A 14,738-nucleotide genomic window follows, 5' to 3' on the forward strand; every position below is an offset into this window, starting at 1 on the left:
GCCAAAATATGTCTTCCTTGAATCCTCTAGCCAATCGAACAAATATTCGCTAAACTGTTGGTATCAAGGGGTGACGAACGTTTATGTTCAAGAAGAAAACTTTGCCTGAATTAATTGAGGAATTACGCTCAAATGAAAATATAGTGAATTGGCATGAAATGGAGCCGCAGGAGGCCAAAACAACGCCTTTCGACGACAGCGTGGATCCGCGAATCCGGGAGGCACTGCAAAAACGAGGCATCTCGGAGCTGTACACCCATCAGGGAACGGCTTTCCGGCTTGCATCCAAAGGAGAAAACATCGTTGCGGTTACGCCAACGGCATCCGGCAAGACGTTATGCTACAACCTGCCCGTTCTGCAGGCGATTGCCAAGGACGATACAAGCCGCGCGTTGTATTTGTTTCCGACCAAAGCGCTCGCGCAGGACCAGAAGAGCGAGCTGAACGAGATCATAAGCGAGATGGGCATCGACATCAAGAGCTATACCTACGACGGCGATACTTCGCCTACGATCCGCCAGATCGTCCGCAAGGCCGGCCATATCGTTATAACGAATCCCGACATGCTTCATTCCGCCATCCTGCCGCATCACACCAAATGGGTCAGTCTGTTCGAGAATTTGAAATATATCGTCATTGACGAGCTGCATACCTACCGCGGCGTATTTGGGAGCCATGTGGCCAATGTCATTCGCAGGCTGAAGCGTATCTGCAAGTTTTACGGGAGCAATCCGACCTTTATTTGCACATCCGCAACTATTGCGAACCCGAAAGAGTTGGCGGAGCAGTTAACCGGCAGCCCGATGCGGCTAATTGACGATAACGGAGCGCCGAGGGGCAGGAAGCATTTCGTTTTTTACAACCCTCCGATCGTTAACGTGCCTCTGAACATCCGGAAAAGCGCCACCGTTGAAGTGAATCATCTGGCGAGGGAATTCCTGAAGAACAAGATTCAGACGATCGTATTTGCGCGCAGCCGCGTAAGGGTGGAGATTATTCTCAGTCATATCCAAGAGCTGGTCAAAAATGAAATCGGCACGAAGTCGATCAGGGGATACCGGGGCGGCTACCTGCCGAAGCAGCGGAGGGAGATCGAGAAGGGTCTCAGGGAAGGTGAGATTCTGGGAGTCGTGAGCACCAATGCCCTGGAGCTTGGCGTGGATATCGGGCAGCTTCAAGTCTGCGTGATGACCGGATACCCGGGCAGCGTCGCGAGTACCTGGCAGCAGGCGGGACGGGCAGGAAGAAGGCATGGCGAAGCGCTTATTCTGATGGTGGCCAGCTCCACGCCAATCGATCAGTATATCGTCCAGAATCCGGAATACTTCTTCGACCGCAATCCGGAATCCGCGCGGATTAATCCGGAGAATTTGATTATTCTCGTCGATCATGTCCGCTGCGCGGCATACGAGCTACCATTCAAGAATACGGAGGAATTCGGTCCGCTTGAAATCAGCGAGATTCTCGAATACCTTCAAGAGGAACGCGTGCTGCACAGAAGCGGCGACACCTTTTATTGGGCTAACCAGGCTTTTCCCGCAAGCGAGATCAGCCTGCGTTCCGCATCTCAGGAAAATGTCGTGATCGTTGATCAGACGAGCGTGGCCGATGTCCGTATTATTGGCGAGATGGACCGGTTCAGCGCGATGACGCTTCTTCATGACGAAGCTATTTACCTGCACGAAGGAGTGCAATATCAGGTTGAGAAGCTGGACTGGGACCACAAGAAGGCCTACGTCCGCGAAGTGGATGTCGAGTACTATACGGACGCCAATCTTGCGGTGAATCTGAAGGTTCTGGAGATCGACAAGTCCAGAATCTCCGGCAGCGGCGCCGTTCATCAAGGGGATGTGGCGGTTACGATGATCCCGACGATTTTCAAGAAAATCAAGCTTACCACTTTCGAAAATATCGGATCCGGACCTATTCATCTGCCTGAGCAGGAGCTTCATACCCGAGCAACCTGGCTTGAACTGAAGGATACCGATCCGGAGCTCGGAACCAAGGTGTTGGAGCAGCTGCTGCTTGGCATCGCCAACGTCATTCAGCACATCGTGCCGGTAATGGTGATGTGCGACCGGAGCGACGTTCATGTTACTTCCCAGATCAAGGCCGCCCATACGGGTCTGCCGACGATCTTTATATACGACCATTATCCGGGCGGTATCGGGCTGGCCGACGACGTGTACAAACGGTTTGACGATGTGAAGCAGGCCGCCGCCAATCTAATCAAAAAATGCTCATGCAAGGATGGATGTCCATCATGTATCGGAAACGAAATCGAAGGAATCAACGGGAAGCAGAAAAGCGTTCAGCTATTATCCCTGTTATAAATCTGCATGTTGATCTAGTAAAAGGAGGAGGAACGGGAAATGAGCAGTCTTCGCGATAAAATGAACCGGCTTCGCGGAAGCAGCAGCCCGGCTTCTTCTTCCGAAGAAGCCGCAGCGGCCGTGCAAGCACCGGAGCCGCCGCCTGCGGCGGATACGGATCATCTGGAAACCTTGTCGGAAGAATGGTCATCCATGGGAGTGAAGCTGCTTCATAATGAAGCGGGCAGTTTTCTGATGAGAAGGCTTGTATACCCTGCCGGTCACCAGCATGGCATTCATTGCTTGGGCGAGCTGCCCTCCGCTTCTGCCGGATTGAGGGCATTCCATGAGGTCCCGATTGACGCCGAACAGCTATTGTATCTCGACCTTGAGACGACGGGGCTTGGCGTTGGCACAGGCAACGTGCCGTTTATGGTTGGCTTGGCCTATTGGTCGGGCTCCGAGTTGATCGTGGAGCAAGCGGTGATCCGCCACCCCGCCGAGGAGCGGGCGATGCTATTTTACCTCAACGGCAAATTAGGCGGCTACCGCTATCTGGTGAGCTATAACGGCAAAACCTTCGACTGGCCGGTTATGCAGACCCGGTTCATTTTGCACGGATACAACCGGAAGCTGTGGGAGCCGCTTCATCTTGATTTTCTGCATCCCTCCCGCAGCATATGGAAGAACACGCTCGCGTCGCTGCGGTTAAGCCATGTGGAAGAGGAACGGCTCGGAATCGAGCGGATCGACGACGTACCCGGCTCTCTTGCGCCGCAGCTCTACTTTCAATTTCTCGCCGACGGCGATCCGGAGCCGCTGCGAGGCGTCTATCAGCATAATGAGATTGATATGCTGTCGCTGGTATGCTTGTCCATCCGATTCGGCCATCTGTTGAACGGGAACACGGAGGGCGGTTATCAGCTGCCGATGCCGGCTGAGTCGGAGGAGCTTATCCGTACCGGCTTATGGCTGGAGAAGATGGGACATGCCGGCCGGGCGGAGCTTATGTTCGAAGCCGCGTTAAGCTGTGAACGCACCGCAGCCGCCACTTTGAACATGCTGGCTGCAAGAGACAAGAAAGCTGGCAATTGGCAGCGAGCTGTGTTATTGTGGCAGAAGGCTGTTATACAGTCGGTCCAGCATGGATCGGCTGGCTTGAGTGCAAGCATTGAACTGGCTATGTATTACGAGCATAAGCTGAAGGACTACGATTCAGCTTTATCATATGTGTCAGAAGCATTGGAATTGGCGCTTATCGATCCTCTCGGGAGAAGGGACGCGAAGCGCCGCGCCGAAATAGAGGGCCTTCGCAAGAGGAGAGAGCGGCTTCTGCGCAAGACGGGAAGGAAGCTTGCGGAATGAACGAACAATCAGCGCCGATGAAGGGCTTGCTCCTTGATCTGGACGGGACTTTATATCATGGCACCCAGCGTATTGACGGTGCGGACGAGCTTATCCGGCAGCTTCGGGAATGGAAGCTGCCTTACCGGTTCGTAACGAATAATTCGACCGTATCCCCGGAAACCGTTGCAGAGCGGCTTCGCGGAATGGGGATCGACGCCGAGCCGCGCGACGTATGCACTTCCGCGCAGGCTGCGGCGCAATACATAGCAAACCAAAAACCCGGCGCCTCTGTGCTGGTTATCGGCGAAAGCGGGCTCATTGAAGCCGTGGAAGCATCGGGCTTGCGGATTACCGAAGAGCAGCCGGATTTTGTCCTGCAGGGTCTGGACCGGCAGCTGTCGTACGAACAGTTGACAAGAGCGGTTAGATCGATACTTCAGGGAGCCGAATTTGTGTTGACCAACCCGGATCTGCTGCTTCCCGGAGAAGGCGGCTTATTTCCCGGCGCCGGATCGATAGGCGCCATGCTTACGGCGGCTGGCGGCAAGGAGCCTACGCTAATCGGCAAGCCGTCGAAGATTCTAATGGACTATTCCCTGCGCCAGATTGGTTTGTCCGCGGAAGAGACTTGGGTCATCGGCGATAACCTGGCAACGGATATTGCGGCCGGCCATGCTTCGGGCTGTGGAACGGTACTTGTGCTAACCGGATTAACGACGAAGGATAATCTGGACTATTACGCAGAACGCGCAGGCTGCAGGCCTCACGTCGTCTGCGACGATTTGCATAAGCTGGTATCGTATATTTCGTCCTCAATCGGGATATAAGAGAAAGCAATAGAGCGGACAGGAAGGAAGAGAGCTTGCATGCCGGAACTACCGGAAATGGAACATTACCGATTACGATTGTCGGAGCTGATTATCGGCTCGCCCATTACGGGTACGGAAGTTACCCGCGACAAATCGATTAATATTAACGCCGGGCAATTCGAAGCGGAATTGGTTGGCCGGACGATATGGTTTGTGGAACGCAGAGGCAAACACCTGTTATTCCACCTCGATAACGGCAAGCGTCTCGTGCTTCATCTGATGCTTGGAGGGACGCTCTTTTTCGGCAGCGACGAAGAACGTCCTGACCGCACGGTACAGGTAACGATCCGCTTTGCGACGGGCAATTTGTATTTTATCGGTCTGCGGCTCGGTTACTTGCATTTTATGTCCGTGAAGGAAGCGGATGCGAAGCTCTCCGAGCTTGGGCCGGATCCGTTCGATAAAAGATTGACGCTTGAACGTTTCAAAGCACGCTTCGATAAGAAGAGAGGCGCGCTCAAAACGGCGCTTGTGGACCAGCATGTGTTGTCTGGGATCGGCAACTGCTATGCGGACGAAATTGCTTTCGCGGCAAAAATTCGCCCGGATGCAAAAATTCCTTCCTTGACAGACGAAACATGGGAACGAGTCTATAATTCGATGCATATCGTGTTAAAGGAAGCGATTTCAAAAGGTGGCTACATGGAGCAGCCGTTAACGGCCGGGGATACGATTACCGGCGGATTCAACGATCACTGTCAGGTGTATGATCGCGGGGGAGAGCCATGCTTTGTCTGCGGCACCGCTATCGAGCAGTTCGAGATCTCGTCGCGCAAAGCTTTCGTCTGCCCGGTCTGCCAGAAGGAACAGTAGAGCGATGTACATCGGCCGCCATCTCAGTATAAAAGAAGGTTATGCCTCCGCCGCCAAAGCCGCCTATTCGGGCGGCATTAGTGCTCTTCAGTATTTTCCGAAAAACCCTCGCAGCCTTGGAATCAAGGCTTTCGACCGGAGAGAGGCCGAGCGCTGCGCGGAACTGTGCAGGCAGTACGATATACGGACCATCGCTCATTCCCCTTATCCGACGAATCTTGCTTCGGAGCGGGAGGATGTCCGTCAGCGTACCGTTGAATCGCTGCTTAACGATCTGGATATTGCAAACAGCTGCGGCTCGATTGGCGTTGTCGTTCATTTTGGCGTGTATAAAGGGAAGGAACCGCTTGCCGGTTACCAATCGATTATTCAATCGCTGAATGAAGTGACTAGCCGTTGGAACGGGGATGCCAAGCTGCTGATTGAGATTCAATCGGGCGAGCATACGTTTATGGGGACGACCATCGAGGAGCTGGCCCAAATCCGGGGATTATGCGAGGAGCCTGCAAAGCTGGCCTTTTGCCTGGATACCTGCCACATGTTTGCGAGCGGTTTATGGCATGGGGAGACGGATGCGGAGTGGCTGAAGAAAGCCGGCTCATTAGGCGTACTGGAGCATGTCGCGGCTGTGCATTTCAATGACTCGATGTTCGCGGCTGGCGCTCGGCGAGATCGGCATGCGGCGCTTGGAAGCGGTCATATCGGCGAGGAAGGAATGAAATGGCTGATGTCCGTTCCCGCGCTTGCTAATGTTCCTTTTATACTGGAAACGCCTTCAGACGAAGACGGTACTTATGGAAGGCAATTAAACCTGATGCGCGAATGGGGGACATGAATAATGATACATGTATATCTGGATGACTATCGCCCTTGTCCGAAAGGCTTCGTGCTCGCCCGGAATGCGGAGGAATGCAAGCTTCTGATTGATTCCGAAGCCATAGATATCTTGTCGCTGGACTATGATCTCGGCTGGAACGAGCCGACGGGTTACGAGGTCGTCCGTCATATGGTGGAATCGGCCCGTTATCCGAAAAAAGTCTATCTGCATACTTCCAGCACGGCGGGAAGAATGCACATGTATCATATGCTGTCGACCCATGCGCCGATCGAGATGAAAATTATGAACGGGCCAATGCCGGACTCGCTGCTTGACGAAATTGCAGCCGGCAGTTGATCATAGATGCTTGTTTGGTTTGGTTTGGTTTGGTGTAACAACGGAGGTGTTGAAGTGAGCCGATGGATTGGTACGGCTAATCAGGGGTATTCTCCCTATGCAATTGAAGAGCTTCGGCGGCTACTAGACGGCGTTAAAGTAACGCAGCTTGCCGCCGGAGAAACTTTTTTATTCGACAGCGAGCGGTCTGCGGATGACGTTGCCGCGGCTGTGGCGGCGGACAAGCCGATTTTCCTGAGACATCTTCAGCCTGTTGACCGTACGGTGGAGATCAAAGGGAATGCGGATGATTTGCAGGAGCTGTCGGAGACGATAAGACGTTCTCGTCTGTTGTTCGAGGACAAGCAGGTGGCTATCCATGTCCGCCGCTCGAACAAGACGGCGTTCCCGTATTCCGCTTCGGACACAAAGGCTGTGCTGGATGCGGTATTGGAGGAGCTGGATGCCGAACCCGTCGTTCAGAATCCGGATCTTATCATTGCCATTTATGCCGCGGCAAGCGAGCTGTATGTCGGCTTTGGCCGGCCGGAGGACATGTTGTCCGACTGGCCTGGGGGAGCGATACGCTTCCAACGGGAGGAAGGACAAATCTCGCGCGCCAAATTCAAGCTTCTTGAGGCGGAGCGGGAATTTGGACTTGATTATTCCAAGTTCCGGAACGCGGTGGATATTGGAGCGGCTCCGGGCGGCTGGACATCCTTACTGCTTGAACGAGGTTTGCGGGTAACGGCGATTGATCCGGGAGAGATGCACCCGTCGCTGGCCGGACATCCCGCATTGACTTACCTCAAACGTAATGCATCGGAGGTCAAGTTCAAGCCGGGCTCCTTTGACCTGCTTGTCTGCGATATGAGCTGGAGCCCTATGCAGATGTGCCGTCTGGTGCTGGATTTGGAAGAGACGCTAGCCCCGCATGCCACGGCTATTATTACGATAAAGCTGATGCACAAAAAGCCGCTTCAGACCATTCGCGAGGTCAAGGAGCGCTTTTCGACCGCATTTATCATTAAACGCGCCAAGCAGTTATTCCATAACCGCGAGGAGATTACGTTATACTTGGAAAAGAAGCAGTAAGCGTGATATAACGGAATAGAAGAGGGAAAGCATCCCGGTTTGAACAGGAGTCCAATTGGACTTTTGTTTCAAGCCGGGATTTTTTTGTAATTAATCATGTTTTTATCATAAGGGGGTTGTTATCATGCAAAATGAAGGCAGGCTGAATCATCTCGAATCCGGGACGGTGATCGGAGAGCGGTACGTGCTGGTAGGTAAGCTTGGCAGCGGGGGGATGGGGGATGTGTACGCAGCCGAGGATTTGAAGCTCCAAGGGAAACTGCGGGCAATCAAAGTGACGGATTCGGACCGTGCTTCAGAAGAAGCTAGAATGCTGATGCGCCTCAGTCATCCGAATCTGCCTCATATTATGGACAGCTTCACGTTAACGGGCTATGGAGCTGAAGCCATCGTTATGGACTATATCCATGGATTGACTCTTGGAGAGCTGTTCGACCGGCATAAACGGCAGCTATCTTTCGGGGAAGTATTAAGGCTTGCGCTGCCGATTTGCTCGGCGCTTGTATACTTGCATAGCCAATTTCCACCAATCATCCATCGCGATCTGAAGCCATCCAATATTATGGTTGAAAATAACGGACATGTTCGGCTGATCGATTTCGGAATCGCCAAATCGAAAACCGTCCTGCAGACGCAGTCGACAATGAAGCTGGGAACGCCGGGCTTTGCGGCCCCCGAGCAGCATCTGGGACGGAGCGAGGTTCGGACCGACATCTACGGGTTTGGAGCTTTGCTCTATTACTTGCTCAGCGAAGGGAGCTACGCAAATGATGCAGGCATGGTGAACCGGAGCAGCAGCTTTATCCGGGGATTACGGACGGATGTACCAAGCCGGTTCGCGGATTTGCTGTGGAGAATGGTACAGCCTCGTGTCGAGGATCGGTACAATTCGATGGCTGAGGTCGAGAGGGAGCTTCATGCTTTTGCCGGCATTGCCTCAAATACAGAGACTCCTGTACGATTCGCCAGAATTTTTAATGCGCAAGGAGGCAATCCGGAAGGCTGCCGTACGTTGAAGATTGCCGTCGTTCCGGTCTCATCCGGAGCAGGAGCAACGTTTGTGGCGATCACCCTGGCTAAGCTGCTTGCGGCTGGCGGAATCCCTTGCGCTGCCGCGGAATTTCCATCCGAACGGCCTGAATGGGCGGCATTGCTGCGAAGTAATATGAGTGGACGAGATCAACGGGAAGACAGGTATTACAGCTGGAACGAGCAAGGGGTATGGTGGCATGCCCAGAAGCGTCCGGCTACCCAAGACTATAGAGATGAAATGGATAAGCTCAGGCTGCGTTTGAGAGAGAAGGAGATTGCCGTATCCGTTGCCGATGTATCCGGCGGCGCGTTAAGCTGGCGCAAGGAATGGCTGCTTGATTCGGACCTTGTACTCGTTGTTGCCGATCCTTATCCTTCGAGGTGGAAGGCGGATCACATTCTGGAGCTGGAGCAAATGAGCAAAAAGCTTGAAGCTCGCGGCGCTTCCCTAAAGTGGATCGCCAACAAGGATGCCAAATTTTCGGGCAGGAGCGAATGGATCGGAATGCTGCCCGAACTTCCGGTTGCCGCTGTTCCGCTGCTGCCGGCAGCCGAGTGGCTGGATGCGATATGGCGCGGAAAATGGGCCACGGATATAAAAGGGATGGGCAAGGCACTGGAGAAGGCTTATAAGCCGTTGCTTGATTTTATCTCGCAAGAAACGCAAAGGAATGTTGCTCATGTCAGGTTTGGGCGCTGACCTTGCTTGCAATTGAAATAAACCTTCTTTATGATGAATACGAGTCCATAGCATATTTAGAAGCAGGTGACGTTCGCAATGAATGAACGAGTTCTGGTAGTTGAAGACGAGGCGGGTATTTCCCGCATTTTACAGCTTGAATTAGAGCATGAAGGATATACGGTCGGTACAGCAGCCGACGGACGGACAGGTTATGAAATGGCCTCAACGGGCGAATGGGAGCTGGTATTGCTCGATGTGATGCTTCCCGAATTGAACGGTATCGAGGTGCTTCGCCGTCTGCGGCAGGCCGGCAACCCGGTTCCCGTTATTTTGCTGACGGCAAGAGATACGGTACCTGATAAGGTCAGCGGATTTGAGCATGGCGCAAATGACTATATTACAAAGCCGTTTGCGATGGAGGAGCTGCTTGCCCGCGTCCGCAACATTTTGCGTATCTTCCAGCAGTACCCGAAGGAATCCGAAGGCTCCGACCTGATCAAGGTTGGGGATTTGACGATCGAGCTGCGTACACGCAAGGTATACCGCAAGGAAATCGTAATTGAGCTTACGCCGCGCGAGTTCGAGCTTCTTGTCTATCTGGTCGAGAACAAGAACGAAGAAAAGTCGCGGGAAGACATTTTATCGGAAGTGTGGGGTTACGATTTTATCGGGGAAACCAACCTGGTAGACGTCTATATCCGGTACTTGCGCCAAAAGCTGGATAAGGGCTACCGTCACAAGCTGATTCATACCGTAAGGGGCGTCGGCTATATGATTAAGGAGCCTGACGCATGACGCTTCGCAAACGGTTCACGCTTTTTACGATTTTCTGGCTCATCTTTATTCTCATTCTCTTTAATATTTTTGTTTATTTCTATGTAATCAAGATTACGACGGAAAGCGAACAGCGCGTAATTGGGAATAAAGTGAATCTGATGCTGGAAAATCCGAAGATACAGGATGGCAAAGGGATCTATGATCCCGATCTTCTAAGCGAATATTACAATGTCAATGAAATGATACGAATTATTAGGCCGGATAACAAAATCGTCAATATTACCGGTTCGGATCCCGTTCTTCTCAACCTTCCGGCGTCTTTCCAGGGCCATCACGATACCGGGATGATCAAGAAAGGCAGCGAGCGCATCATGTACATGCGCGTGCCGATCTATGACGGGCCAAACGTGGTAGCAATGCTGGAAATCAACCGGGTGCTGAATGAACTGGACGATTATTTGCAAATCCTTGTCGCAGCCTTGTCGGTAACAAGTGCCGGGGCCATTCTGTTCGCCATCTTCGGGACGTATTGGTTCACCTCGCGGCTCACTTCGCCGATGCAGCAGATGATCAATACGATGCGCGAGATCGACAGAAGCGGCAAGCTGCGTAAAATCGAGCCTTCCAGTCACGAGGAATCGGCAGAGCTGCAGCAGCTGGTGCGTGCGTTTAACCAGATGATCGACCGGCTTGACCGAACGTTCGCGCGGCAGAAGCAGTTTGTCGCCGATGCCTCCCACGAGCTGAAAACCCCTCTTACGGTAATTAGCAGCTACGCGGGTATGCTGAAGCGCTGGGGGCGCGATGACGCGAGCATTCGTGACGAGGCTATCGAAGCCATCGATAAAGAAGCAAGCCGGCTGCAGACCTTGACGAAGTCCATGCTGATGCTGGCGGAAGCCGAGCAGGAGGATTGGCTGAATCAAGAAATGTTCGACGTGGTGCTGGTTGTCGAAGAGCTGGCGGTTATGCTCCAGACCACCTTCCAACGGCCGATACGGGTGAAGGCTTTGTCGAGATCCATCCGAATGTACGGGGATAAGGACAAAATCCAGCAGCTGCTTGTCATCCTGCTGGACAATGCGATTAAATACAGTAAAGATCCGATCGATGTTTCCCTCAGCGTGGCGAAAAATATCGTGAAGATTGAAGTAAAGGATAAGGGGATCGGCATTCCTGAAAATGAGATTCCGCATATGTTCGAGCGTTTCTACCGCGTGGACGGGGCAAGAAGCCGCGCGACCGGCGGAGCCGGACTTGGGCTGTCGATTGCCAAGCGTATCGTGGATCTGCATGAAGGCAAGATTGACGTATTCAGCCTGCCGGATCTAGGGACAACCATTACGCTTCAGTTCAAACAAAGAAAGTAAGGGAGTAAAGGGGAGAGGTTCGTTGAAATACCGGGTTGCCTCTGTGCAATATAAGCTTGAAGACATTGATTCTTTTGAAGAATTTGCAGCGCAGGTGACGCATTATGTTCGCAATGCATCGGAGTACGGAACCGAGATTATTTTGTTCCCGGAGTTTCTGACTACTCAGCTGTTATCGATTGGCGACGATACGGGCAAGGCTTTGCCGATTGACCGTCTGCCTGAATTTACGGAGCAGTATGAAAGCTTGTTCCGGTCTCTTGCTGCCGAATACAACATGCATATCGTTGGCGGGACGCATGTGATTGATGCCGGTGACGGCAAGCGCCAGAACACGGCTCATCTGTTCCATCCAGGCGGGAAGATTGACCGTCAGGCGAAAATTCACCTTACGCCTACCGAAGTCAGCGAATGGAATATGTCGCCGGGCGACGGTCTGCAGGTGTTCGAGACGCCGTTTGGCACCATCGCTATGCTGACCTGCTATGATATCGAATTTCCGGAGATCGTCCGGATGGCGCGCGCTAAAGGCGCTGACGTTATTTTCTGCCCATCCTGCACGGATGACCGTCATGGCTTCTACCGCGTCCGGTACTGCTGCCATGCAAGAGCGGTGGAGAATCAGGTGTACATCGTAACGACCGGTACGGTAGGGGCATTGCGCAAGGTAGACTTTATGCGCGCGAACTACGGTCAGGCCGCGGTGATCACGCCAAACGATATACCGTTCCCGCCTGCTGGGATTTTGAGCGAAGGCGTCATTAACGACGACATGCTAATCGTAGCGGATCTTGACCTGAAGCTGCTGGAAGATGTTCGTAATGCCGGTTCCGTAACGACCTGGAGAGACCGTCGTACGGATCTGTATACGGACTGGGCATAAGCTGCGGCGGCGGAAGGAGGGCTTGAAATGCGCAAGCAATTATATGTCATTCATGACGGAGTTCCAACGGAAGCTATAATACGTTCGTATACGAAGGAAGATTTCCAAGGCTTGATTGCGGTGCAGAGCGAATGCTTCCCGCCTCCTTATCCGGAGGAGCTATGGTGGAGCGAGGAGCAGCTGAATGAGCATATTACCCGTTTCCCGGAAGGCGCATTGTGCTGCGAAATCGGCGGCAAAGTGATCGGATCCATGACCGGTCTTATCGTGGATATGAATCAATATCATGAATCTCACAGCTGGGAGCAGATTACGGACAGCGGTTATATCCGCAACCACAATCCCGAAGGGGATACGTTATACGTTGCGGACATTTGCGTTATTCCCGCCTACCGCAAAGCGGGTATCGGCAAATGGCTGCTTCAGTCCATGTACGAGACCGTTGTGCATCTGCGGCTTAAGCGCCTGCTGGGAGCCGGCAGAATGCCGGGCTACCATAAGTACGCGGCGGAAGAGACCCCGGAGCAATACCTGGGCAAGGTGATGACGGGGATCTACAAGGATCCGGTCATTACGTTCCTTCTGCGCTGCGGCCGCACGCCGGTCGGAATTGCGTCCGACTATCTGGACGACGAAGAGTCCTGTAATTACGCGGCTCTGATGGAATGGCGCAATCCTTTTCTCTAGGTTAGTGCCATTATTTTTTCGACTTCGAATTTTATAGTCCGTGCAGGCACGGAGAGAAAGCTTGGAGCTATCGGAGCATAGCGTCCGCCTTTGTTTTTAATTTTCAACCTAAAAGAATATACAATTCGAGAAAATTAAAAACAACAGCGGCCGAAAGCCCAAGCTTTCTCATAGTGCCAGCCCACGGCTATCCATAGTGAGAGGAGAATAATCATGCAATACCACCGTATTACATCCATCAACGATCCTTACTTCGCATCGCTTCACGCGCTGCTCAAACGCATTTTCCCGCCTGAAGAGGTATTGGCTTACGAGCTATGGAAAGAACCGCTTGAAGATCCAGGCATTCATGTCTATGTCGCAGTAGACAACGGCGAAGTGGTGGGATCGACCGAATACCGCTATTATCCCGAGCTTCGCGTTGCGATGACCGACTTTACGATTATCGGCGTGGCGAATAAGGGGATCGGCCGTTTCCTGATGCGGAGCCGCGAGAAGGACCTGGCGAGACTTGCTTGCGAATCCGGCACGGCTCCAATCGGCATGTTTGCCGAAATCTATAACCCATACGAGAGAGGCGAGCATGAATTCGGCGGTGTAACGCCGATGAATCCGTTCGTCCGCCGCGAGGTTTTATCGCATATCGGTTATAAAATGATTAATTTCCCTTACGTACATCCGTCTTGGGAGCATAACGGGGAAGCAGTTGAAGGTCTTAATCTATGCTTCCTGCCGGCCGATGAAGAATTAGCTGCAATTCCTGCAGCCCTTGTTGTTCAATTCCTCGAGATCTACTACTCGGCATTGCCTAACAAGCCCCAGCAGTGGCTTGATATGGTGGAAGGGCTTCGCGGACGCGATCAACTCGAGCTGCTGCCGATATGATCACCATTACGTTCCGCGGAACGGGAGATGCAATGGGGGTGCCCCGCGTCTACTGCGACTGCGAGATTTGCGGGGAGGCGCGTACAGGCGGCGTCAACCGCCGGTACCGCTCCCTTGTCCAGCTTGACTCGCCAGACTTTGGTACAATGATGATCGACTGCGGACCGGATTGGGGCAGACAAATGGAAGCTGCGGGGCTCCGGTTCGTGAACCGCATTCTTATCACGCATGCCCATTTCGACCATATCGGCGGATTGCCCGAATGGGCGGACGCCTGCCGGTGGTTAGGGGTAAAAGGGGAAGCATACGCCCCTGCCGAGGTTATCGCGGAGATCCTGCAGCGTTTTCCTTGGCTGGGTCGGAACATGTCTTTTATACCGATTGATCAGCCTTGCACCTTCGGCAGCTGGGAGGTATCCGCCTGGAAAGTGAATCACGGGAAGAATGGATACGCCTATGCGTTCCGGTTTGACCAGAAGGATTCGGGGATGGCATGGGCATACTGCTCCGATTCCATCGGACTGACAGGCGAGCAGCAGAAGCCGCTTTACGGACTCGATCTGTTGGTGCTCGGCACTAGTTTTTACAAAGAGAACTTCCTATACGAATCGCGGTCGGTGTATGATGTGACGGAGGCGCTTGAGCTCCTTCCCGTGTGGGAACCCAAGAGGACTTTGTTTACGCATATGTCGCATGATATTGATCTGAGAAAATCGTACCCTCTGCCTGACTTTGCGGAGTTTGCGTTAACCGGTATGGAAGTTTCTGTAGGTAAATAGATTGACAAATGGTAATCCGTTAGCGTACATTGTGTGTATAGCTAACGGATTTAG

Annotated in this window: 14 protein-coding genes; all 14 read left to right on the plus strand. The window is 52.9% G+C overall.

Annotated features, from left to right (window positions below; translation table 11 throughout):
- The first annotated feature begins 83 nt into the window (after window positions 1–83).
- The 14 genes from ACR9FF_RS13015 (at window position 84) to ACR9FF_RS13080 (ending at window position 14,684) form a co-directional block, all read left to right on the plus strand.
- Entirely contained in the window at window positions 84–2,333 is a 2,250-nt protein-coding gene (locus tag ACR9FF_RS13015) for a DEAD/DEAH box helicase (protein WP_127491277.1), read from the plus strand.
- A 39-nt stretch (window positions 2,334–2,372) separates the two neighbouring features.
- Window positions 2,373–3,677: a ribonuclease H-like domain-containing protein gene (locus ACR9FF_RS13020; RefSeq protein WP_435171535.1), complete on the plus strand. Its 1,305-nt coding sequence runs from the start codon at window positions 2,373–2,375 to the stop codon at window positions 3,675–3,677.
- On the plus strand, window positions 3,674–4,486 hold the full coding sequence (locus ACR9FF_RS13025; protein WP_435171537.1) for a TIGR01457 family HAD-type hydrolase: 813 nt from the start codon (window positions 3,674–3,676) through the stop codon (window positions 4,484–4,486). Before ACR9FF_RS13020 ends, ACR9FF_RS13025 begins: the two co-directional genes overlap by 4 nt.
- A 39-nt stretch (window positions 4,487–4,525) precedes the next feature.
- Window positions 4,526–5,341, plus strand: a complete 816-nt coding sequence (mutM, locus tag ACR9FF_RS13030; protein WP_201003330.1) for a DNA-formamidopyrimidine glycosylase — start codon at window positions 4,526–4,528, stop codon at window positions 5,339–5,341.
- A gap of 4 nt (window positions 5,342–5,345) precedes the next feature.
- Window positions 5,346–6,176, plus strand: coding sequence for a deoxyribonuclease IV (locus ACR9FF_RS13035; RefSeq protein ID WP_435171539.1), 831 nt, complete (start codon window positions 5,346–5,348; stop codon window positions 6,174–6,176).
- A 3-nt stretch (window positions 6,177–6,179) separates the two neighbouring features.
- Window positions 6,180–6,515, plus strand: a complete 336-nt coding sequence (locus ACR9FF_RS13040) for a cyclic-phosphate processing receiver domain-containing protein (protein WP_127491266.1) — start codon at window positions 6,180–6,182, stop codon at window positions 6,513–6,515.
- 54 nt (window positions 6,516–6,569) lie between these two features.
- Entirely contained in the window at window positions 6,570–7,589 is a 1,020-nt protein-coding gene (locus tag ACR9FF_RS13045) for an SAM-dependent methyltransferase (RefSeq protein WP_174806522.1), read from the plus strand.
- 124 nt (window positions 7,590–7,713) lie between these two features.
- On the plus strand, window positions 7,714–9,321 hold the full coding sequence (locus ACR9FF_RS13050) for a serine/threonine-protein kinase (RefSeq protein ID WP_435171542.1): 1,608 nt from the start codon (window positions 7,714–7,716) through the stop codon (window positions 9,319–9,321).
- Window positions 9,322–9,399: 78 nt separating this feature from the next.
- On the plus strand, window positions 9,400–10,098 hold the full coding sequence (locus ACR9FF_RS13055; RefSeq protein ID WP_015844236.1) for a response regulator transcription factor: 699 nt from the start codon (window positions 9,400–9,402) through the stop codon (window positions 10,096–10,098).
- Window positions 10,095–11,450 carry a HAMP domain-containing sensor histidine kinase gene (locus ACR9FF_RS13060; protein WP_127491260.1) on the plus strand — a complete coding sequence of 452 codons (1,356 nt, stop codon included), beginning with the start codon at window positions 10,095–10,097 and terminating at the stop codon, window positions 11,448–11,450. The genes ACR9FF_RS13055 and ACR9FF_RS13060 overlap by 4 nt, the downstream gene beginning before the upstream one ends.
- 22 nt (window positions 11,451–11,472) lie before the next feature.
- A complete protein-coding gene (locus tag ACR9FF_RS13065; RefSeq protein WP_435171545.1) occupies window positions 11,473–12,333 on the plus strand; it encodes a carbon-nitrogen hydrolase family protein in 861 nt (286 codons plus the stop codon).
- Between the two features lie 27 nt (window positions 12,334–12,360).
- Window positions 12,361–13,020 carry a GNAT family N-acetyltransferase gene (locus ACR9FF_RS13070; RefSeq protein ID WP_435171547.1) on the plus strand — a complete coding sequence of 220 codons (660 nt, stop codon included), beginning with the start codon at window positions 12,361–12,363 and terminating at the stop codon, window positions 13,018–13,020.
- Between the two features lie 213 nt (window positions 13,021–13,233).
- Entirely contained in the window at window positions 13,234–13,905 is a 672-nt protein-coding gene (locus ACR9FF_RS13075) for a GNAT family N-acetyltransferase (RefSeq protein ID WP_435171549.1), read from the plus strand.
- On the plus strand, window positions 13,902–14,684 hold the full coding sequence (locus ACR9FF_RS13080; protein WP_435171551.1) for an MBL fold metallo-hydrolase: 783 nt from the start codon (window positions 13,902–13,904) through the stop codon (window positions 14,682–14,684). The genes ACR9FF_RS13075 and ACR9FF_RS13080 overlap by 4 nt, the downstream gene beginning before the upstream one ends.
- Window positions 14,685–14,738: the final 54 nt, after the last annotated feature.

It is taken from the genome of Paenibacillus glycanilyticus, from assembly GCF_051200795.1.
In the GTDB taxonomy this organism is placed as follows: domain Bacteria; phylum Bacillota; class Bacilli; order Paenibacillales; family Paenibacillaceae; genus Pristimantibacillus; species Pristimantibacillus glycanilyticus.